Genomic DNA, 18,582 nt, shown 5'->3' on the forward strand with positions numbered 1-18,582 from the left:
GGAAATAAAATGACTGAATTTAGCTTTGTACTGATATTTTTGGTAATCGTCGCCATTGTTAAAGGTGTGCGCATCGTGCCGCAAGGCGAAGAATGGGTGGTGGAACGCCTGGGCAAGTTTGCCGGCGTGCTGACCCCCGGGCTGCACGTCATCAACCCGATTTTCACCAAAGTAAGCTATAAGGTCACCACCAAAGACATCATTCTGGATGTGCCGGAACAGGAAGTCATCACCCGCGATAATGCTGTGATTCTGGCCAATGCGGTGGCGTTTATCAAAGTCACGAAAATCGACCGTGCCGTATATGGCATTGAGAACTTCCGCGAAGCAATGCGCAATATGGTGCAGACCAGCCTGCGCTCCATCATCGGCGGCATGGACCTGAACCAGGCGCTGACCTCGCGTGACCGCATCAAGGCTGAGCTGAAATCCGCCATTGCCGACGAAGCGCTGGATTGGGGATTAACAGTTAAGTCTGTTGAAATTCAGGACATCAAGCCATCGCACAACATGCAGGAGGCGATGGAAAGACAGGCCGCTGCCGAACGTGAGCGTGTGGCGGTGGTGACCGAAGCGGAAGGCGCGAAACAATCACTGATCCTGAACGCAGAAGCGCGCCTGGAAGCGGCACGTAAAGATGCGGAAGCGCAGATGGTGGCTGCAAAAGCCTCAGCCGAATCCATTAAGTTCATCACTGAAGCCGTCAAGGAAAACAACTCGTCTGCCATGTTCCTGCTCGGTGACCGCTACATCAACGCCTTGCAAAGCATGTCAGCTTCTGAAAACAGTAAAATCGTAGTGATGCCGGGTGACTTGGTGGGTGCGGTTAAAAGTCTAGTTGGTGGTAAATAACTCCATTTCCTTCCCCCACTCAGGGGGAAGGCTAGGATGGGGGTGTGAAACTTATCAAACCATGTTAAGAGTTTCTCCAAATATAAAAACCAATTCACGCAAATTACGCAGTGAACTAACCGAAGCTGAAACGCATTTATGGCAACATTTGAGAGCACGTCAAGTATGTGGTAAAAAATTCAGGCGGCAACATCCCATCGGAAACTACATACTGGACTTTGCGTGCGTTGAAATTAAATTAGCAATCGAAGCTGATGGTGGGCAACATAGTGAAATGCAAATCGAAGATAATTTTCGTAGTGCATGGCTTGAACGCAAGGTTGGAATGTATTACGTTTTTGGAATAACGAAGTACTACAGAATGTTGAGGGAGTTCTTGAAGTCATTTATGGCGCAGTCACAAATAGATGAGCTGAAAACAATTTCACCCCCACCCCAACCCTCCCCCTTATATGGGGAGGGAGCGTTAGAAAGCGCACACGCTGCAAGCCGGGTCTTTACTCAGTCTGATTGTGCGCCACTCCATGGCAAGTGCGTCCAGCAGCAGCAGGCGCCCCTGCAAACTTTCGCCGATATCCATCAGTAATTTCAAAGCCTCTGCTGCCTGACAGGTACCTATCATGCCAACCAGCGGCGCAAACACGCCATTGGTCGCACAGCGCAGCTCGGTATCCTCTCCGTTATCAGGAAACAGACAGTGATAGCATGGGCTCAGGATCGAGCGCATATCGTACACCGTGACTTGCCCCTCAAAACCGATGGCCGCACCTGAAACCAGCGGCTTTTTCAAGTCCACACACAGCTTATTCAAGGTATAACGCGTAGCAAAGTTATCGCTGCAATCCAGTACCACATCCGCCGCTGCGATCAGCCTTGCGAAATCGGCTTCGGTAGATTTTTCACAGACCGTATTGACCTGTGCTTCCGGGTTGATTTGCAACAGCGTTTTTTGCGCGGAGAGCGCTTTGTTAATGCCGACCGCAGCAGTGGTATGCACAATCTGGCGCTGCAGGTTGGTTAAGTCCACGACATCAAAATCACAGATCGTAATCGTACCCACGCCGGCAGCGGCAAGGTACAACGCAGCGGGGGATCCTAACCCACCGGCGCCGACCACCAGGGCATGGCTGTTGACGAGCTTATCCTGCCCTTCATAACCTATCTGCGGCAAGAGGATGTGGCGACTGTATCGGAGGAGTTGGTTATCGTTCATAAAAACTAAGGTAATTGTCCTGCGGAAACCATGCGGTTCATAAGAATATTAACGGATATCCAGTTAACGCTATCATCAAATTCGTTAGCCGAACCTTGCGGTGTGGGGGTGTGGCTTATAAAAATGTTATTTGAATTAGCATTTTCCACCTCATCAGCCCCTGCCGGTGCCGGCATCTGGTTATCGGGCGAAGCCTGCACGGTATTGATCCCGCCAAAACCATTGGGCCCATGGGAAGCAACCACGGCTACGACGTTACTGGCAAGCGTGCCGGTATCACTCTTCACAGTGATATTCCCAATATTTGTAAGTTCGAAAAAATTTAGATTATCAGTGAATTTTGTACTCACCCGGTATCTGATATAGCGGCCCCATGCATCCTGTCCCCGCACGCCCAAAAGCTGCCAGGGCAGCACCCCTTCCAGCACTGCGCATTCATCAGTGGCAACGTTGCGGACGCCTTCTGCTCCAGAGGGTATCGCATTAACATCCGGGCATGGCAGGAACTTATTAACCAGGGCGTAGCCGAGCAGGGCTTCTTTCGCTTCTTCCAATATGGCTTCCGTTTCCTGGGTTCGCCGCAGTTCGACCTGCGTACTCAACGGGCTTAACAAGCCGGCGATCAGCAATCCAAAAATCACCAGAACCATCGCCAGCTCTACCAGGGTAAACCCTGGCTGCTTCCGGCTGTATTTATTTGTTTTCATGGTGATGGCCTGTTTTCATCGTTATGGCGCTGAACAAGTCACGACATTCGCATTGGCATCACACGAATAGCTGCCAAACGCATCTGCCAGCGTGACTTTAATATGTGTAGCCGTTATATATTGATAAGTTGTCATTGCAAACCATCCGTTATTCGCGAGCCATGTCCCTAGCGTGGGGTAGCCTAAACCTATTGCATCATCATTATATGGCACAAATCCTGTCGCCAGCGTGCAGTCCGCATTGCCATCCACGGTCTTTGCCGGGCATGGATACTCATTATGCGGCGTGCCTGTTGAAGGGTGATAATATCCGACCAGGCCGCCTGCCACACCTGCATCACCCACGATTTCCCGCACGATGCGCTTTTTTAGCGCAGGGTAAAATTCCTTGGCAGTGATATACAGCAACTGATCGTTAAAATCATCGCCTGCCTTACCCAGCTTGAATGTGTAATGATCCCCGGCTACATTCCCCGTGGCGTTATTCACGGCGCCCCTGGTATCCAGGTAGTTGCCAGCTAAAAAATCGCCCGGGCAGTAACCGTCCGCTTCCCCGCTCCGGATCTGGCCTTTGACCGGACTATTGGGCGCGATAATCACCGCAATCACCGGGTTCACATTTCCCAATGGGGCTTCATTGTCATTCACCAGGGTGATCGTACCGGGCGTATTGCTATTGATTGGGTTCAGCTTGCGGTTGGCAACCGTCATCTGGTTGCGGAACACGGGAGACAATGCATACCAAAGGCACTCACCGTAGCTATCTTTCAACATCGGAGCCCCTAGCTGCTTCGATGGCAGCCGCCCGATAAATGCTTTACAGTTATTGCTGCCGTTAGTATTGGCGCTACCATCACTATATTTTTCAGTTTCATAATCAGTGCAAGGCAGCGTACCGGGCTTGGTATCACTTGTTAACGCATAGCCGATCAGCGCAGCTTTGGCTTCAGCCAATGCCGCGGCAGTTGTTTTATCACGCTCGACTCTTACAGTGCTGCCATTCACCCCTGACAGCATTGCCGCTGCTGCAATCAGCAGAAGAACCAGCATCAGCATAATTAATATACTGCCCTGCTGAAAAGAAAAGCTGGTGCACCAACGCTTAATCACCGGCTGTTCCCGTCGCCTGCAGATTGAGCTGCTTTTCTTTCTCCAGCAGCCTAAGCTCACGGATGCGGTTAGTATCAGGCTCGTACACCTGCCCGGCCTTCAGCTGCAGGCGCTTGCCGGTTGCCGGCACCCTCACGTCCAGGCTCTCCGAGCCTTGTCTGCCCGCGCCGTGCCTGGCTGCACTTCTCTGCTGGTTCAGGCGGCCGATCTCTACATTATCCTGGGTGGTATTTTCCTGCACCGGTTTATTATTCACCCATAGCGTCGTTGCCCCGTCGCTGCGCTTGACATAACCCTGCATCGTGATCGGATCCGGCAGTTCGTTAAGCTCGGGCTCCGGTGATGTATCCTGCCGCGGGCTCACCACAATGAGCTTCTGATTCTGCCGCAGGGTATCCAGTTTTTTACGCTCTGCGGCACTGCTGAACAGGCGGCCAAAGCCATCATCCGGCGCGGCCTGTGCAGGCATGAGGCCCGCCAGTGAAACCAGCAGAAAAATAGATAATCCAGACAATTTATTCATCACGTTAGCTGCCTATTCAAGGTGCCGGGCTTACATAAGCAGAAGCAGGCTCGCGCAACGTGAGCCAATCAAGCTCACACTGTGCATGCAGGTTCGCAATGAGCTGGTTGCCTAATGGCCGGCCCGCATTAATCCTGGTTATTTCGCAGTCGCGCAGTATAAACGGGGCCGCATGCCTGCTGTTCAAGCCTTCCGTTAACTGCAGCAGGTCGCCTTCGTGCAGCATATCCAGCTCCAGTTTCATGACCGAGCGATTCAATGTGAACCCGCCCAGGTTTGCGGCAAATGCCGGCGTATATTTTTCCTGCGGGCTGATACCGTACTTAATACCAAAAAGTTTCTGGGTTTTGTGCTGTTCGCGCAAGTGTTCTACCCACGCTATGCGTTGCTCCTCCCCCACAAAACCTTTGCTGATCAGCATCTGGTACTTGGGCAAATACTCGGCGATCATCTCTTTTTCTGCACCGGATAACTGATAGCGCTGGCGAGCCGCATTCAGCAGGCCCTGCTGGTTCTGCAGCGCGAGTGCCTGGCTCTGGCTGAAATAGCGGGCAAATCCAAACAGCAGGATACCCGCAACGACAACCGCGCCCAGCACAAGCAAAGGCGTCTGCAGTTTCTGCCAATCCTGTTTTTCCAGATTCATGGCTGCGTCACCCCGCTCACCTCAGACAAGACCTGATCCACAGGTTTGAGTATCACTTTCAATTTGAAATATACCGGCGGTTTCTGTGCAGACTGCTCATCGGCAGTGCTGCCCTGCAGGTCAGCAAAAGAACTTACATTCACCGGTTCCTGCAATATTTCTACAGCGGCCACCCTCGCATCTGCTTTGATATTTGCAGCATAGCTGTTCACCGTATTCAGCGCAGCACGGTAATCGCCGCCGAAACCTGCAATCTCGGCCGTCACGAAACCCACTTCATACAGTGCCGCAGCATCTGCCGGCAACACCACACTTGCATTTGCCTGCGCATTGCCTGCTACCTGTGAGGTCGGCAGCGGCATAGATTTGTCATCATCTTTCACATTGCCATCAGCACTCAGCATCCAGCGCAGCCTGTCCAGCTGCACATTATCCATGGAGCCCTGACCTGACGATTCAAGTGCAGCACTCAGCACCTGCATCATGCGCCGTGGCGACTGCGGGTAAGCTGCGATTTTCTTATCAAGCTCAACGGCAAGCTGCAAATCATTGGCGCTAATAGGCGTGACCGGGTAACTTCTGGCCACATCCCTGTAGCGATGCTCCTGTACGTTAGTGTCCTGCACAGCCTGCCTATAGGCTGCCTGGTGATTCAGCCCTTGCAGCAGCATCCACGCAGATGCAGACACGCCTAAGACCCCAGCCGCCACAGTTGCGATCCCGATGGCCTGTTTGAGCTGCCTGAACCGGAAACCTTTCGTAAGTTTTTCCGGAGCAAGGTTATCAACCAGATTGCCATTCGCCAGCAACTGCATATGCAGCAATTCCGGCATCTCCTGCAGCATATCCAGCGGCAGTCCCAGGCTCTTTGCCATTTCTGAAGAGTTGATGCTCAGGCAATCCAGCCCCTGATCCTGGCTGATGGCTTGTGAAATGTGCTGGGTCACGCCATCGGCACTTACCAGCACCAGGCTCATGCGGGTTTCCAGCGAGATGAAACGCTTGCTCATCAGATAAAGCCGCGTTTTCTCGGTTTCCGCCAGATAAAAATAAGCCAGCTTGCCGATATCGTCCGGCACATTCGGCACCAGGCGGCTCATGCTCAAGCGTCCGTTGTAAAAATAAGTCTGGCGCAAGCCTGATGACAGCTGCTCGCACAGCAGGATATCGGGAGCCGTCAGCTTAAACTGTTTCACCAGCAGTTTGCTAAGCATCGGAAGCAGGTAAATACCGACCAGCTGCGCATCTGCCCGCTGGATCACGCTGATCCAGCCCTCGATGAACTCATCGTTATTCAGGGCGACAAACAGGTAATTATCATCTTTGCGCTTATCTTTATCCCTGCTGATGAAGTGTGCGGTACGGTAATACAGGCCGCGGTAAAACTGATTCAGTTTACGGGTGAGCAACTCGCGCTTAGCCGCGCCTGAAGTATGTGGCAGGCTCTCCAGCCTGTAATCCTCTTCTACCGCATCGACAATCAGGTAGACCGGTATGAATGGGTGCTGCTGCAGAAAACCGGCAAAAGCGGCATGCCCGTCTTCATGATTGATAAAGGTCTGGCACCCCTGCAGTTTGCCGGCATACCAGATCCCGGCCCGTAAATTATCGGCCGTGGCACAAAGCACTATTTTATTTAAGTTACTTTTGATCATGATCTGGCCAGTTATTAAATCTTGAGCTTGCTGAATGAATCATAAACCGGCCCCAGCACCGAGAACATAATAAAGGCAAGTATACCGCCCAATATCACGGTGAGCGCAGGCTCTATCATTTTCAGCATTTTCTGCATGGAGTCATTCACATCGCGGTCATAGAAATAACTGATGTTAAGCAGGGACTTATCCAGGGCTCCTGTATTTTCGCCTACCTTGATCATGCGCACCACCAATTGCGGGAATAAGCCGGCATTGCGGAAACTCTCGCTCATGGAATCGCCGGCACTGATCTGTGCATGCACGCGCGTCAGGGCATCAGCCACCACGCGGTTGCCTACAATGTTTTCACAGATCTTGATGGCATCCAGGATAGGAATCCCGGTTTGGTACATGAGTGCGAAATAACGCGCAAAGCGCGCCATGATGATTTTATGCAGGATAGGCCCGGTCACCGGCAGGCTCAGTTTGAACAGATCAAAGCGATAACGTGCAGCCGGGTTGGACCTGACCGCAGCGGCCAGCACGGTCACCACCAGAACCGGCAGCCCGATGATCAGCCACCAGTAGTCAACAAAGGCATTGGAGATGGCGATCAGCACTTTAGTGTTTAAAGGCAGTTCCTGCCCCATATTACGCAGGAACGAGACCATCTGCGGTACAAGATAGATCATTAAGAAAATAACGGCGCATAACACGACAACCGCCACAAAAGCAGGATAAGCCAGCAGTTTTTTTGTCTGCGACATCAGCTCATCCTGCCAGCGTATGGTATTAAACAGGTTATTCAATACGACCGGCAGCTGGCCGGTATGCTCGCCTGCTGCGATCAGGCTCACAAATACCTGGCTGAACACGGCTGGATGCTGCGCCAGCGCTTCTGAAAGCATCTTGCCGCCTTCCACTTCCGCGCTGACCGCCCCCAACACTTTCTGGAAAAAAAGGTTGCTGCTGCTTTCACGCAGGTCATTTAAACATTCCAGCAGCGGCACACCTGCACTGGTGAGCTGCTCAAGCTGGAAACAGAACATGACCAGGTCCTGATTGCTAACCCGGCTGCTGTTGAACAGGTTGGCCGATTTGGCAATGGTGCGATAAGTAATTAAATCCAGCCCCATCCGTGACAGGCGGATCTCCAGGTCCACTTCATTAATCGCCTCAAGCTGCCCCATGGCAGGGCGCCCTAACTTATCAACCGCTTTATAACTGAATGAAGGCATAGTCAGGCACGTATGCGGCTCGTCAAGTCAATCACCCGCATGACTTCCGCCACACCGGTATGGCCTTCCAGAATGCGGCGCACACCATCTTCCGCGAGCGTTACAAAACCCTTTTCAAATGCCATTTTCTGCAATTCATCCAAGTGTGCCCGGCGTGAGATCAATGCATCCATATCACTATCGATACGCAACAGCTCCATGATTGCCATACGGCCGCGATAACCGTTCAGGTTACAGTGCCCACAGCCTTTTGCTTTGAATATCTGAGGCCTGTCATCCGCTTTAAGACGCAGGATCTTACGCTCGAATTCATCCGGCACATAAGCTTCCTTGCAGTGCGGGCAAAGCACCCTTACCAGGCGCTGCGCCACCACACCGATGATGTTTCCGGCCATAATGTCAGGCAGAATGCCGATATCCGTCAAACGCGGAAACACGCCCAAAGCAGAATTGGTGTGCAGTGTGCTGAATACCTGATGCCCGGTCATGGCCGCACGGAAAGCCATGCTGGCGGTATCTTCATCACGAATCTCACCAACCAGGATAATGTCCGGGTCCTGCCGCATGATCGAACGGATACCATTGGCAAAATCGACCTTGTTCACCTCAGCGACCGAAGTCTGGCGCATCATCGTCACTGGATACTCCACCGGGTCTTCCAGGGTCATGATGTTCACTGCGGTCGTATTCTGGCTGGATAACAGCGAATATAGCGTTGTGGTCTTGCCGCTGCCGGTAGGGCCGGTTACGATCAGGATTCCCTCGGGGCGCGTCATCATCAGACGCAACTCGTCCAGGGTGTCTTCACGCAAGCCCATGCGCTCCATCGGGATAATCGACTTTTCGCGATCCAGCACACGCAGCACGATATTTTCGCCGTGTATCGTCGGGTGCGTGGAAACCCGGAAATCAATCGGACGGCCGCATAAATTCATGTTCAGCCGGCCATCCTGCGGCGCCCGGGTTTCTGCAATATCAAGCCCGCTCACGACCTTGAGCCTGACCGCAACGCCTCCCCAATAGCTTTTGTGCAGGCTGCGAATCTGCTGCAGCACGCCATCAATCCGGTAACGGATCCTTAAAAAGGCATGTTCCGGTTCAAAATGGATATCCGAAGCGCCGCGTTTAACCGCATCCATCAACAGCGATCCAACCAGCCGCACCACGGGCTGCGTATATTCATTGCCAGCCGCACTCAGGCTCTGGTAATCAATCTCGCCGGTCTCGATCTCGCGCAGGATACCGTCAACGGACAGCTCATAGCCATAGAACTGGTCAATAAATTCCTCAAGCTGCGCCTCTGCCGCAAGCACCGGCTTGAGCTGGATCTTGCCGCCCAGCATGGCGCGCAGCTGATCCAGCGCCACCACGTTGAACAGGTCCGCCATCGCAACCACCATGATGCCGCTCGCTTGCTCATAGGCGACAGGCAGCAGATGATAGCGGCGCGAAAAATCCTGCGGCACCATTTGCAAAGCCTCGATATCCGCGACCACTGTCGACAAGTCGATGCTTTCGGTGCCGATCGTGCTTGCCAGCGTGTCGCGAACCATGGCCTCTGTCACAAAGCCGAGCCGCACCAGCAAGCGCCCCAGCGGCAAGTCATTATGTTCCTGTTCAATCAGCGCGATTCGCAGCTGGTCATTGCTGATCAAGCCCTGCTGCACCATCAGTTCGCCTATGCGAAGTTTGCGCCGCTGCTCAACCATTGAGTCCAGCCTGTTCTGATCGGTTTGTTATGGTCATATTCCTAGTATCTTTATTTTTATATCGGCTCGTGTGCAATCCGCGCTAATGCTGCAGTGCCTGTATCCTGGCTTCGAGCTGCGCTTTGTCAAGGTTGCTGGCACCTGATGTATTGCCTGCATTGTTTAACAAATCCAAGGCACGCTGGTATTGGGCCAATGCGAGGCCGGGCTTGCCGAGCTGGTCCAGGCTTATTGCCAGATTGAAAGCATAATCCGCACTGTTAGGTGCATAGCGGCTGGCATTAAAATAAGCCGCCTGTGCCAATGGCCATTGATTCTGCGCTGCGTACAGATTGCCTAATGCAGCATGCAGGTTTGCGGCTTCCGGCTGCTGTGCCAGCATGCTCTTGATGCGGCTTTCCGTATCGGCATTATCGCCTGCAGCAGAGTCCGTCGTGATCTGTGCATTGGCAATCGCGGATAATGCGGTGCTGTTCCTTGGCTCAATCTCCAGCACCTTCTGGTACCAGCCATTAGCATCGGCATTGCGTGACTGCCGGACAGCGATGGCCGCCATCCCCAGCAATGCGTCCACATTACGTACATCACCCTGCAATACTTGCCGGTATTGTTTCTGTGCTGCCGCGTCGTCGCCGCGGCTATAAGCCTGGTAAGCCGCCAGCAGGGTCGGGTCTACACCTGCGGCAGGCATCCGGCTCACCAGTTTTAGCGGTGCTCCCTTTTTGGACGCTGCCTCACCTTCACCAGGCGTATTGTCTGATTCAGCAGCACGACTATCAGGCGTTTTACCAGCCTGGTCCTCATTGCCGGAAACAGTCGCATCATGAGCGCTGCCTTGCGCATTCACCGGCGGTTTCGGAACCGGAACACCTTTTTCCTGCACGGCCTCCATCGCAACTGCCGGCGCTTCAATATCTGCCTGCGGCTCAACTGCCAGCACTGGCGGCACAACAGGACCAGCTGTGGTTGTGGCAGGCGTGGCTTGGGGTGATGGCCTCGCCAGCGTAAGTTCAGGCGCATTCAGCTTCTTCATATACTGATACCCCTGCAACCCAAGCCATATGGTCAAGGCTCCGGCAACACCCAGCATGAACAAAGCCAATGGTGAAGTCGAGTTCTGGGCAGCCTGGTTAGCCACAAACACATTGGCAGCCAGCTGGTGCTGGCTGCCTTTCCTGGCTTCAGGTTGCAGCCTGGGTTTTTCCACACTTGCTGCAGCGGCAGCAGCGTTGAAAGAGGCTGCCTTGGCGGCTAACGCATCTGCGGCAGAACCCAAGCCCGACGCCTCCGCACTTGCAGCAGGCTGTGCATTTGGCAGCGGTTCCAGCATAAGATCTGCAGATGCGGTTTCGCCTGCCCCGCTTTTTTTAAGCTCAGCCTGCTTGCCTTTCTCTGCCGATTCAAGAGCCTTAATCAGTAAACTCATCTACCGACTACCTCTCACCATTCTCGTCCAATGTTTTCTGTAGCTGCTGTGATGGCAGGAACTGCTTGAAATTAGCCAGCTCATCACTCTCCAGGCTGGCGGTTGTAATGACGGTAGGACGCAGGAAAACGACCAGTTCCGTTTTAGTGTTGCTGTCATTCTGGCCGGTAAATATCTTGCCAATGCCCGGCACATCCGAAACACCGGGAACCTTATCCTTGTTACTTTTAATTTCATCCTGCATCAAACCGCCTAATACCGCTATGTTTCCGCTGTTGATCTGTAGCAAGGATTCCATCTCGCGGATCCTAATTTCCGGGATACCTTTGTATGTCGTGAAAGGCTTACCGTCGGATCCGTACAATGATGGATTGGGGTCCGGAATATATTGTATCAGGCTGGAAATCGTCGGCCTCACATTGACATTCACCATACCGGCATCGCTTATCTGCGGCGTAACGCTCATGACTACGCCTACAGGCACCGTGTTAGGCGTGGTGGTAATGGTTTTGGAACTGCCTGCATTTGCAACCAGGCTGTCTTGAACCTGCACGGTGAAGTACACCAGGTTATCAACCACCTTGAGCACCGCTGTCTGATTGTTAAGCACCATCAGTTTGGGGCTGGACAATACCTTGGTCGTGCCGAACTGCTTCAGCAAACTGATCGAGGCGGCAATATTGCCGATGCGGCTTAAAGGGTTAAGATACCCGGCCACGAACCCCGGCCCTGTTGCACCGACCATGGGAATCAACGGCCCCAGTGAACCGGAAACCTCAAAACCGCTATTGGTATCACGGTTATTATTCAGACGACTCCAATCGATACCTGCCTGGAAACCATCATTAAGCTTCACTTCTACGATGGTGGCCTCAATCAGCACCTGGCGTTTAGCGCTATTAAGCACTTTATCCAGGAACTCCTGTACCTTTTCGTGCTGCTTGCTGGTGCCCCTTACGCTGATTACGCCAGCTTCCCTGTTTGAGATTACCGTAGCGGCAAAGAGCGTTTTATATTCTTCCCTGAACTCTGCACGTTCAACCTTCTGGCTGTTAACCTGTGTCGCAGGATCTTTTGCGCTGCTCTCGGACTTCTCCGCCCCTGCCGATAGCGAACCGCCGCTACCGGACCTGGCGATCATGACCTCTTTATCGGTTTCTTCCAGGATATCTTTAATGTTGTTTTCCAGGGTTTCCCAGAAGCGCCCTTTGGATTCGCTCGTTATCGAGGTTCTGGAACTGTTGCTTGCCCCGTTTCCGGAGGTGCTGGTCGTTGTGCCCGTGCTGCCGGCAACTGTGCCTGCCGTGCCGCTTGAGCTCTGAGAAGTGCTTGATATCTGCCCGTCCACACCGATAAAGCCCCTGGTATCACGCGACATATTCACATAATCAATTTTGTAAGTTCTTAATACAGGCTGATCAGGCGCTATCGTCAGCACATTCCCCTGAATCTTATAAGTTAAATCCACCTGCCTCGATATGCGCTCCAGAATTGCCGGCAGCGTCTGGTCAACGGCATTCAGGGTTACGCGGCCCCGGATTGAAGGATGGATATCTACATTGAATTTGCTATCTCGTGCAATGGCGAACAACACCTCTTTGACCGGGGTGTCATATACGACGATGCTGTAAACAGGTTCTTTGGCTTTGGGTTGAGGTGGCGGCAAATAAACGTGGTCGGTTACCGGCTTGGGGATGCCACTTGCTGCGGCATTGCCTGCGGACTTTGATGGCTCAACAGCGGCAGACGAACTTTTATCGTCGATATGGCCTTTGGACGGCTGCACCTTGGATTGGTGCGCGCAAGCCGACACCCCTAGCACCACAGACATTGACAGCATCAATATTACTTTATTGATTGCCATAGATTAACACTCCCGATAGCTGCCTTACAGGCCACTTTTCTATTTATATCACGTTAATAATACCGCAAAAAATAGCAGGGAATAGCAAATCACTACAATAAGTTGCAATCTGCTTTTAAGTATTTGAAAAAATAGCCGTATTTAATGTGCGACCGCAGAAAATCAGGCCTGAAACTACCAGGGGAAATTGATTGATTCAGCCGGCCGTCATTGCGACAGCGCAATGTCTTTTTTCACTCCAGCCAGCGTGCGTAAATAGGGCTGGTTGGCCTTGATTTCCGCCGGCAGGCCATCAAGTGCGCTCAGCGCATCAGCCCGCTGCGCAAACGCACCGTACAGGATGACGGTATAAACGCCATCACGCTGCTGCATGCGGTATAGATAGATATTATCCATCTCCAACTGCCGGCCAAGTTTTTCAAGGGTAGCCTTCAGCAGAGCGTCATGCGGCGGCACGGTAGTTAATGAACCGCCTGCCAGCGACCCGCCGGCAACCGACTGGATCTGCAGGGATACGGTTTCAGGACTCGCGCTCACCAGCAAAGCTTTCATGGCCTCCAGACGCTGATCCACCAACTGCTGCGGTACATCAACAGCAGCCGGCCCGGCAGGGGAAGCAGGCGCAGCTGATAATGCCGCGTGTTTCACCGGGTTACTCCCTGCGGCGGCAACAGGCTGCCGCTTGGGCGTATCGACCAGCACCGCTGCCAGCAGACCCACACTCAGCACCGCTACCAGCATAATCGCCGGCCATGCATATTTGCGGGATAACCATGCCCCGGCGAAGCCCGATTGATACCATTTGGGCTTTAAACCAAACTCGCTGTCATTGATTGCCGCATAGACGTGTTTAGGCGTAATTTGGTGAACATTGTCCGCAAATGCCGACAGCAAAGCTTTGTCAGCCAGGATATTAATCCGGCGCACCAGGCCTTCCGATGCTTTCGAGAGCTTCTTAATGGCCGATTCGGTAAACAGGTGCGGGCCATGATAGCCCGCTGCACGCAGCCTGAAGATCAGGTATTCGCCTACATCCCTGGTTTGCAGCGGCCCCAGGTTAAAGCGATGCGTAATGCGCTCGCGCAACTGGCGTATATGATCCTGATTAAGATTGTCATCCAGCTCGGGCTGGCCGAATAATACGATCTGCAGCAATTTATCCTGCCTAGTCTCCAGGTTCGACAGCAGCCTGATCTCCTCAAGCGTCGCAAGCGGCATACCTTGCGCTTCCTCTACAAAGATCACGACCTGTCGCCCCTCTGCATAACGTGCCAGCAGGTACGCCTGCAATGCCTGCATCACTTTCAGGCGGTCGGCATCCCTGGGCAGCTTGAGCTGCAGCTCAAAAGCGATTGCATGTAGCACATCTTCCGGTGCGACACTCGGGTTGGCAAGATAGATGCTCTCGATTCTTTCCGGTAGTATCGTCTGCAGCATACGGCAAAGCATGGTTTTGCCGCTGCCCACTTCGCCCACGACCTTGATGATGCCTTCACCGTTAGTGATGGCATAGACCAGCGCATCAAGTATTGCGCCTCGATTACCGCCGGAAAAGAAAAAATCCGTATTCGGCGTAATTTTGAATGGCGGCTCTTTCAAGCCAAAGTGGGGATAATACAAATCAGTTCCAGCCAGTCCGAATATTGGTCAATGCGCGCAATGATCGCGCAGGATGCTATAAGGGATTCTACAGTAAAAAAAGTTTAGCCGCGCCACCTGCCCGTAGCCAGGCAAAACGCCGTCATCCGCATGCATGCCGGCAAACGCCGTGCTAATGATCATCCTGCGTGTTCATACGGCTGTATAACGTTGTGCGGTTCACGTTCAGCAGCTTTGCCGCCTGACTCAGGTTGCCATGCGTCATTTTCATGGCAGCTTCGATATAAGCGCGCTCCCAGGTTTTCAGAACCGCATCCAGGCTGACATTGGCCTGTCGCTGCAAATGCCGTTGTGCCTGTGCTGTCATGCCTGCTTCATTGTTGAAACTGAATTCATTGTCTGCAACTTCAGGCTCGGTTAAATCAAACTCGGCAATCAGCTCTTCTTCTTTAACCGTTTTACCCGCATATTTTGCAATTAAACGAATCACGATATTTCTAAGCTCTCGCACATTGCCGGGGAAAATATAATCCAGCCAGCGACCCTGCGCCTTTGCATCCAGTTCAAATGCCGCTTTCCCGATCTGGTTCGCATAAAAAGCCGTAAAATAATCACGCAACAGATGCTTATCTTCACCAAGCTCACGCAGCGGTGGCACTTTCACCGTAAATACGCTAAGCCGGTGATACAGGTCGGATCTGAACTTACCGGCACGCACCTCCGCACGCAAATCACGATTAGTAGCAGCCACGATGCGGGCACGGCTCTTGCGTGTCTGCGTTTCCCCAATGCGCTGGTATTCTCCGTTTTCCAGCACGCGCAGCAGCTTGGCCTGCAACTCCAGCGGCAATTCACCGATTTCATCCAGAAACAGCGTCCCTTCACCCGCATCTTCAAAATAACCCGAATGCGCAGCAACTGCCCCTGTAAACGCCCCTTTAGCGTGCCCGAATAAAATAGATTCTGCCAGCAATGGCGAAACGGCCGCACAGTTAATGGACAGATAAGGCTGCAGCGAGCGCTCACTTGCATGGTGAAAGCTGCTCGCCACGAGCTCTTTGCCACTGCCTGACTCTCCTTCGATCAATACCGGAAACGGCGAATCCGCAAACTGCCTGATCTGCAAATGTAAAGCCTGGATCGGCAGGCTATTACCCAACAAGCCGCCATACTCTTGCTCCGCCTTGATTTCATTGAGTTCAGCATCCTGCACCTTGAGTGCATTTAAAAGCATATCTTTAAGCTTTTCCACATCACACGGTTTAGCGATAAAGTCAGCCGCACCCAATGAAAGCGCGCGCTTTACATTGGAATCACCACTCTGGCCCGACAGTACATGGATCTTGATCGCAGGGGAATGCGCAAGCAGTGTGCCAATGACTTTAAAGCCTTCTTCCGGCACATGGGGATTAGGCGGCAAGCCCAGGTCAACCAGAGCCAGCGCCGGCGGGGCGTCCAGTTGCTGCAACAGGCTTTTGACCTGCGCATGCGACTCTGCCACACAAACTTCGAAATGCCTGCTTAATACAAAATGGAGGGTATCCGTAATCAACGGGTCATCGTCAACGATCATCAATACCGGACGTAGTACTGCCATTTGGAAGTGCCTTATTATAAATTTTTGATAATCACTGCGTTCGCTGCAACTATAGCCTTAATAGCTTGATGTATCAATAAATTTACCCAGCGCCGCTATCTTCTGCCTATGCCAGTGGACCATCTCCCACGCACTATATAGGGGATCGAATTCATGACGGGAATTGGGAAATCGGCCAGCTAATAAGGCTAGCGGGTTGCAGGGTTGCTGCCGCTTTCAAATCCAGGCGGCTTTGAATCAGGAAACAAAGGTGCAAAGACTGAACAGGACAACCCTTAACAGGCAAGCATGTTATTGCTGCAGCGGCTTCACATCCCCGCAGCTTGAGCTCAGCCACCTGCCACTGATGTCCGCTTTCTCGTTAACCGGATTACCCTGCAAGAAACCATTAAACCTGGTTTGCCCGGTAAACTTTTCGGTACTGACAAAAGTTCCTTCGGCACTGCCGCTACCTTTCAACTGTGCACCCGTGCATTCAAAATCCACCCGATACCTGTTGCCGGCATGGGTCGCATTTTTAGCAGTGCACCCCATTTCACTCTGGTATAGACCAGGCGGATTTTTCTGGCTTGCCATCGCCTGCGTGATGCAGGTACTGGAGGTTGCCGAACCATTCTCGATTTTAGGCATATCCAGCCCGTATTCCTTAGCCAGATCCTTCAGGCCTTCCATCTGCTCCGGCGGAATCTGTGGCACAAACCATAACAGATCCGATGATGTCGTGACTTCCCACAATCCGGGACGCATAGTTGTTTCAGCTGACTGCGCAGCAGTCCCAAAAAACAAGGAGACTAAAGAAAAAACAAACAAAGATTTATGCATTTAACTTCCCGAAGCCGCTGAGTATTTAAAACATATCAGAGATATTGCGGCAAAGGAAGTTCAGAATAACTCAGGAACATTGATTGAGAGTGCTAGTTTGGCAGAAGGCAATATGCTGCATCATGCGCAAAAGTCTATCGCCTGGTCAAAAACAACAAGGGAAAGATCAATAAACAACCATAAAGGGAAATTGGGGTGGCTGATGGGGCTCGAACCCACGACAACTGGAATCACAATCCAGGGCTCTACCAGCTGAGCTACAGCCACCATAGAGACTTCAAAAAAAACAAACTGGCCTGCCCGACAGGAATCGAACCTGTAACCCCCAGCTTAGAAGGCTGGTGCTCTATCCGGTTGAGCTACGGGCAGATTTTGGTTACAAGACTTTATATCTAGCAATATAAAGCACTTCGGGCTGACTTTTTATTTATTAGCCCGTTGGTATTTTAATACCAACGGGCTAATTTATTTGGTCGGCGTGGAGAGATTCGAACTCCCGACATCCTGCTCCCAAAGCAGGCGCGCTACCAGGCTACGCTACACGCCGAAGAAGTAGAAATATACCCGAATCTAGGATTGTGGTCAATTCCAATATGATAAAATCTCACTTTATTTAGTTAACCACTAAGAATTCTCAGATTGAAACATATCAAATGACTGCTCAAATTATCAATGGCAAAACGATTGCCGAAAATTTATTAAATTCCATCAAAGATCGCATTGATGCTCGCCTGCAAACAGGCAAACGTGCGCCTGGGCTAGCTGTGATCCTTCTTGGCGGCGACCCCGCTTCTTCAATCTATGTGCGCAACAAACGCCTGGCGTGCGATAAAGTCGGTATCCGTTCCATTGCCTATGATTTACCTGCGGCAACGACAGAAGCAGAATTGCTCACATTGATCGAGCAGCTCAATCATGATGCGTCAATCGATGGCATTCTGGTGCAGGCACCGCTGCCTGCACACATCAAGGATGAACATATTATTGAAGCCATCAGCCCGAATAAGGATGTGGATGGCTTTCATCCTTACAATATCGGCAGGCTGGCCGTGCGCCAGCCTACGCTGCGCTCATGCACACCGTTTGGCGTCATCAAGATGCTGCAGGCGACCAATGTTGAGCTGATGGGCATGGATGCAGTCGTTGTTGGCGTATCCAACCATGTAGGCCGACCTATGGGTCTTGAATTACTGCTGGCTGGCTGCACCGTCACCAGCTGCCATCGCCACACCAAAAATTTAGGCCAGATTATTGCCCGCGCAGACCTGGTGATTGCAGCGGCAGGCAAACCAGGGTTAATTAAAGGCGAATGGATCAAGCCGGGCGCGATTGTGATTGATATTGGCATCAACCGCCTGGCGGACGGCACACTTTCCGGCGATGTGGATTTTGCCAGCGCAAAAGAACGTGCCGGCTGGATCACCCCCGTGCCAGGTGGCGTGGGCCCTATGACTGTCGCCACACTGATGGAAAATACCTTGCTGTCATTGGAATTAAGTGAGAAAGTATAATTAACTGCTGAAGTTAAAACGTTTTATGTGATATCAGCCCTGATTTTGCATGAAAGCTTTATTCAGTGTACACTCATGCGCTAATTTTATAACGGCTACTTCTAGTAGCTTCATTTTAAACAGCTTTA

The 18,582-nt window shown here is 52.2% G+C and carries 15 protein-coding genes, 3 tRNA genes and 1 pseudogene; 3 read left to right on the forward strand and 16 right to left on the reverse strand.

All coding sequences use genetic code 11. The annotated features are described in order from the left end of the window. The first annotated feature begins 9 nt into the window (after positions 1-9). Positions 10-852: an SPFH domain-containing protein gene (locus tag GQ51_RS07935; protein WP_047551917.1), complete on the forward strand. Its 843-nt coding sequence runs from the start codon at positions 10-12 to the stop codon at positions 850-852. A 61-nt stretch (positions 853-913) separates the two neighbouring features. Further along, positions 914-1,263: pseudogene (locus GQ51_RS12305) on the forward strand (endonuclease domain-containing protein). Positions 1,264-1,318: 55 nt separating this feature from the next. Here GQ51_RS12305 and GQ51_RS07940 read toward each other — a convergent pair. The 16 genes from GQ51_RS07940 to GQ51_RS08015 all read right to left on the reverse strand — a co-directional run bounded on the left by GQ51_RS07940 (position 1,319) and on the right by GQ51_RS08015 (position 17,490). Next, positions 1,319-2,065, reverse strand: coding sequence for a HesA/MoeB/ThiF family protein (locus GQ51_RS07940; protein WP_047551919.1), 747 nt, complete (start codon positions 2,063-2,065; stop codon positions 1,319-1,321). Between the two features lie 5 nt (positions 2,066-2,070). Then, complete coding sequence (locus GQ51_RS07945; RefSeq protein WP_047551922.1) at positions 2,071-2,772, reverse strand: type II secretion system protein; 702 nt, start codon at positions 2,770-2,772, stop codon at positions 2,071-2,073. Between the two features lie 21 nt (positions 2,773-2,793). Beyond that, entirely contained in the window at positions 2,794-3,822 is a 1,029-nt protein-coding gene (locus tag GQ51_RS07950; protein WP_152604126.1) for a hypothetical protein, read from the reverse strand. Positions 3,823-3,874: 52 nt separating this feature from the next. Continuing rightward, the gene (locus tag GQ51_RS07955; RefSeq protein WP_047551926.1) at positions 3,875-4,405 is read right to left on the reverse strand and encodes a hypothetical protein; all 531 of its coding nucleotides are present in this window, start codon (positions 4,403-4,405) and stop codon (positions 3,875-3,877) included. A gap of 16 nt (positions 4,406-4,421) precedes the next feature. Next, a complete protein-coding gene (locus GQ51_RS07960) occupies positions 4,422-5,051 on the reverse strand; it encodes a hypothetical protein (protein WP_047551928.1) in 630 nt (209 codons plus the stop codon). After that, positions 5,048-6,706: a hypothetical protein gene (locus GQ51_RS07965; protein ID WP_052177768.1), complete on the reverse strand. Its 1,659-nt coding sequence runs from the start codon at positions 6,704-6,706 to the stop codon at positions 5,048-5,050. Before GQ51_RS07965 ends, GQ51_RS07960 begins: the two co-directional genes overlap by 4 nt. 14 nt (positions 6,707-6,720) lie before the next feature. Beyond that, a complete protein-coding gene (locus tag GQ51_RS07970; RefSeq protein WP_047551930.1) occupies positions 6,721-7,926 on the reverse strand; it encodes a type II secretion system F family protein in 1,206 nt (401 codons plus the stop codon). A gap of 2 nt (positions 7,927-7,928) precedes the next feature. Next, positions 7,929-9,635: a GspE/PulE family protein gene (locus tag GQ51_RS07975; RefSeq protein ID WP_047551932.1), complete on the reverse strand. Its 1,707-nt coding sequence runs from the start codon at positions 9,633-9,635 to the stop codon at positions 7,929-7,931. Positions 9,636-9,717: 82 nt separating this feature from the next. Next, on the reverse strand, positions 9,718-11,061 hold the full coding sequence (locus GQ51_RS07980) for a hypothetical protein (protein ID WP_047551934.1): 1,344 nt from the start codon (positions 11,059-11,061) through the stop codon (positions 9,718-9,720). A 7-nt stretch (positions 11,062-11,068) separates the two neighbouring features. Further along, positions 11,069-12,925 (reverse strand): type II secretion system protein GspD, encoded by a 1,857-nt coding sequence (locus tag GQ51_RS07985; RefSeq protein WP_235276191.1) that lies wholly within the window; start codon positions 12,923-12,925, stop codon positions 11,069-11,071. A gap of 207 nt (positions 12,926-13,132) precedes the next feature. Continuing rightward, on the reverse strand, positions 13,133-14,545 hold the full coding sequence (locus GQ51_RS07990; protein WP_047551936.1) for an AAA family ATPase: 1,413 nt from the start codon (positions 14,543-14,545) through the stop codon (positions 13,133-13,135). 151 nt (positions 14,546-14,696) lie between these two features. Then, complete coding sequence (locus GQ51_RS07995) at positions 14,697-16,121, reverse strand: sigma-54-dependent transcriptional regulator (protein ID WP_047551938.1); 1,425 nt, start codon at positions 16,119-16,121, stop codon at positions 14,697-14,699. Between the two features lie 291 nt (positions 16,122-16,412). Next, on the reverse strand, positions 16,413-16,868 hold the full coding sequence (locus GQ51_RS08000; RefSeq protein WP_235276192.1) for a DUF3617 domain-containing protein: 456 nt from the start codon (positions 16,866-16,868) through the stop codon (positions 16,413-16,415). 266 nt (positions 16,869-17,134) lie between these two features. Further along, positions 17,135-17,210: transfer RNA gene (locus GQ51_RS08005), tRNA-His, on the reverse strand. Between the two features lie 25 nt (positions 17,211-17,235). Then, a tRNA-Arg gene (locus GQ51_RS08010) sits at positions 17,236-17,312 on the reverse strand. Between the two features lie 101 nt (positions 17,313-17,413). Then, positions 17,414-17,490: transfer RNA gene (locus GQ51_RS08015), tRNA-Pro, on the reverse strand. Positions 17,491-17,596: 106 nt separating this feature from the next. Here GQ51_RS08015 and folD point away from each other — a divergent pair. After that, positions 17,597-18,454, forward strand: coding sequence for a bifunctional methylenetetrahydrofolate dehydrogenase/methenyltetrahydrofolate cyclohydrolase FolD (gene folD / locus GQ51_RS08020; RefSeq protein ID WP_047551942.1), 858 nt, complete (start codon positions 17,597-17,599; stop codon positions 18,452-18,454). Positions 18,455-18,582 lie beyond the last annotated feature (128 nt).

Origin of the sequence: Methylotenera sp. G11 (assembly GCF_000799735.1) — a bacterium.
Taxonomy (GTDB): Bacteria; Pseudomonadota; Gammaproteobacteria; order Burkholderiales; family Methylophilaceae; genus Methylotenera.

What these genes read in the sequence shown, in the direction of transcription:
- GQ51_RS07985 (WP_235276191.1), bottom strand. Translation starts at nt 12,925, where the DNA reads ATGGCAATCAATAAAGTAATATTGATGCTGTCAATGTCTGTGGTGCTA.
- GQ51_RS08000 (WP_235276192.1), bottom strand. Translation starts at nt 16,868, where the DNA reads ATGCGTCCCGGATTGTGGGAAGTCACGACATCATCGGATCTGTTATGG.
- GQ51_RS07950 (WP_152604126.1), bottom strand. Translation starts at nt 3,822, where the DNA reads ATGCTGGTTCTTCTGCTGATTGCAGCAGCGGCAATGCTGTCAGGGGTG.
- GQ51_RS07935 (WP_047551917.1), top strand. Translation starts at nt 10, where the DNA reads ATGACTGAATTTAGCTTTGTACTGATATTTTTGGTAATCGTCGCCATT.
- GQ51_RS07970 (WP_047551930.1), bottom strand. Translation starts at nt 7,926, where the DNA reads ATGCCTTCATTCAGTTATAAAGCGGTTGATAAGTTAGGGCGCCCTGCC.
- GQ51_RS07945 (WP_047551922.1), bottom strand. Translation starts at nt 2,772, where the DNA reads ATGAAAACAAATAAATACAGCCGGAAGCAGCCAGGGTTTACCCTGGTA.
- folD (WP_047551942.1), top strand. Translation starts at nt 17,597, where the DNA reads ATGACTGCTCAAATTATCAATGGCAAAACGATTGCCGAAAATTTATTA.
- GQ51_RS07965 (WP_052177768.1), bottom strand. Translation starts at nt 6,706, where the DNA reads ATGATCAAAAGTAACTTAAATAAAATAGTGCTTTGTGCCACGGCCGAT.
- GQ51_RS07940 (WP_047551919.1), bottom strand. Translation starts at nt 2,065, where the DNA reads ATGAACGATAACCAACTCCTCCGATACAGTCGCCACATCCTCTTGCCG.
- GQ51_RS07955 (WP_047551926.1), bottom strand. Translation starts at nt 4,405, where the DNA reads ATGAATAAATTGTCTGGATTATCTATTTTTCTGCTGGTTTCACTGGCG.
- GQ51_RS07980 (WP_047551934.1), bottom strand. Translation starts at nt 11,061, where the DNA reads ATGAGTTTACTGATTAAGGCTCTTGAATCGGCAGAGAAAGGCAAGCAG.
- GQ51_RS07960 (WP_047551928.1), bottom strand. Translation starts at nt 5,051, where the DNA reads ATGAATCTGGAAAAACAGGATTGGCAGAAACTGCAGACGCCTTTGCTT.
- GQ51_RS07995 (WP_047551938.1), bottom strand. Translation starts at nt 16,121, where the DNA reads ATGGCAGTACTACGTCCGGTATTGATGATCGTTGACGATGACCCGTTG.
- GQ51_RS07975 (WP_047551932.1), bottom strand. Translation starts at nt 9,635, where the DNA reads ATGGTTGAGCAGCGGCGCAAACTTCGCATAGGCGAACTGATGGTGCAG.